Origin of the sequence: Burkholderia sp. E168m23 (assembly GCF_016586125.1) — a bacterium.
GTDB classification, from domain to species: Bacteria; Pseudomonadota; Gammaproteobacteria; order Burkholderiales; family Burkholderiaceae; genus Burkholderia; species Burkholderia orbicola.
Genome location: NZ_BCPP01001044.1, coordinates 1 through 2,346, shown reverse-complemented (window position 1 = coordinate 2,346; position 2,346 = coordinate 1). Strand labels below are relative to the sequence as shown.

Annotated in this window: 3 protein-coding genes; 1 reads left to right on the top strand and 2 read right to left on the bottom strand. The window is 69.6% G+C overall.

What is annotated here, in order from left to right:
* Nucleotides 1-770 (top strand): ATP-binding protein (locus JMF90_RS33770; protein ID WP_201326050.1); only part of this gene is annotated, 770 nt, incomplete at its 5' end.
* A gap of 3 nt (nt 771-773) precedes the next feature.
* On the opposite strand, the gene JMF90_RS33765 is transcribed toward JMF90_RS33770, so the two are convergent.
* Nucleotides 774-1,097: a four-helix bundle copper-binding protein gene (locus tag JMF90_RS33765; protein WP_012336581.1), complete on the bottom strand. Its 324-nt coding sequence runs from the start codon at nt 1,095-1,097 to the stop codon at nt 774-776.
* Between the two features lie 32 nt (nt 1,098-1,129).
* A complete protein-coding gene (locus JMF90_RS33760; protein WP_077179498.1) occupies nt 1,130-2,335 on the bottom strand; it encodes a zinc-dependent alcohol dehydrogenase in 1,206 nt (401 codons plus the stop codon).
* Nucleotides 2,336-2,346: the final 11 nt, after the last annotated feature.

The following is a 2,346-nucleotide window of genomic DNA, read 5'->3' as shown; positions in this document are numbered from 1 at the left end:
TCGTGCAGGTGCTGCACAACCTGCTCGACAACGCATCGAAATTCTCGCCGCACGGCGGCCGAATCGACGTTGGCGCGCGAATCGAAGGGCCATTGGTGGCGATCAGCGTCGTCGATCACGGCGTCGGCATCGCACCCGGCGCGCTCGAAACGATCTTCGACCTGTTCGAACAGGAAGGTGCGACGGGCCGCTCCCCGTCCGGCGGTTTCGGGCTCGGGCTCGCGATCTGCCGGTCGTTCGTCGAACTGCACGGCGGGCGGATCGTCGCGGAAAGCGGCGGGCCCGGCCACGGTGCGACGTTCACGGTATGGCTGCCGATCGCGCAAATGGCGCGCAACGAGCACACCGCACCGCCCGCGCCTGCCGCGCCCGGGCAGCCGGCCGTCGAGCCGCTGCGCATCGTCGTCGTCGACGACAACCGCGACTCGGCCGATACGCTCGCGGTGCTGCTGCAACTGAAAGGGCACGCGCCGCGCGTCGCGTACGACGCGAACGAAGCGCTCGCGCTCGCCCGCGACTACGCACCGCAGTTGATGATCCTCGACCTGACGATGCCGGACGTCGACGGCTTCACGCTGTTGCAGGAACTGCGCGCGATCGATGCGCTGCGCGACACGACCTGCGTCGCGCTGTCCGGCCACGCGCGTGCGTCCGACCTCGAACGCACCGCGCAGGCGGGCTTCGACGATCATCTCGTGAAGCCCGTCGAGATGGCCGTGCTCGACGCGCTACTGCAGCGCGTCGCACGCCAGGTTCAAGGGACGCCGTAGGGCTCACGCCATCGCGCGGCACATCGCCGCGCACGCCTCGCACGTGAGCGCGCAGCGGCGGCAATGCTCGTGCGCATGCCGCGAACACTCGGCCGCACACAGGTCGCATGCGTGCGCGCACAGCGCGCAAATGCGCGGCGCGAGCCCGCTGCGGCGTGCCATCGCGCCCGACGCGAAGCGGCACAGCTGCGCGCATTCGATGTCGAGCGCGATGCAGGTCGCCAGCGCGTGCACGTCGCGCTCCGCGAGGCAGGCGGCCGCACAGGTATCACATGCGTGCGCGCAGGCGTCGCACGCGGCCATGCAGTTGTCGTATTGATCGGTCATCGCAGTGCTCCCGGTTTCGGTTCGTGTCGTCGTCATGGCGCAAGCTTCACCTTCATCCAGCCCGGCTCGCGCACGTCGAACGCGCGATACGCATCGATCGCGTTGGTCAGCGGCTCGGTGCGCGTGAGCACCGACAGCGGGTCGAATGCGCCGCTACGCACGAGCTCGACGAGCGGCGGCGTCACCGTCCGGTGATTGCAGTTGCCCATCTTGATCGTCAGGTTGCGGTTCATCGCCTCGCCGATCGGAAACACGCGCGCGGCCGGCGGGTACACGCCGATCACCGAGATCGTGCCGGCCTTCGCGACCGCGCGCACCGCCCATTGCAGCACCTGCGACGGCCCGTCGCCCGGCACCCAGTTGCGGCCGTCCGGCTTGCGGTGCGGCACGATCGCGTCGACTTCGGCATCGAACGCGCGCGCGGCGTCGCGATCGGCCGCGGCCGGCCCGTGCGTCGCGCGCATCGCGTCGACGCCCACCGCGTCGATCACGCGATCGACGCCGATCCCGCCGGTGAGCCGCAGCACCGTATCGACCGGATCGTCCTCGGAAAAATCGACGATCTCGGCGCCCTGCGCGCACGCCATCTCGAGCCGCGACGCGATGCGGTCGATCGCGATCACGCGCCCGGCGCCCATCAGCTTCGCGCTCGCGATCGCGAACTGCCCGACCGGCCCCGCGCCGAACACGGCAACCGTATCGCCCGGCTTCACTTCCGCGAGCTGCGCGCCGAAATAGCCGGTCGGGAAAATGTCCGACATCAGGATCGCGCGATCGTCGTCAATCTCGTCGGGTAGCCGAATCAGGCTCGCATGCGCAAGCGGCGTGCGCGCGTATTCGGCCTGCAGCCCGTCGACCGGGCCCGTTTCGGCCGGCCCGCCGAAGAACGACGTGCCCGCACGCGGCCCGCCAGGATTCGCGACGTCGCATTGCGCGGTATAGCCCGCGCGGCAGTAGGCGCAACTGCCGCATGCGATCGTCGACGGAATCAGCACGCGATCACCGCGCCGCAGGTTACGCACGTCGCGCCCGACCGCCTCGACGATGCCGACGCCTTCGTGGCCGAGAATCGTGCCCGGCTTCATGCCGCCGAGCGTGCCGCGCACCATGTGCAGATCGGTGCCGCAGATCGCGCTGGCGGTAAGACGCACGACCGCGTCGGTCGTCGCGGAGACTTCCGGATCGGGCACCGTGTCGATGCGAATATCGCCGATGCCGTGAAATACGACTGCTTTCATGTCAGGCCCTC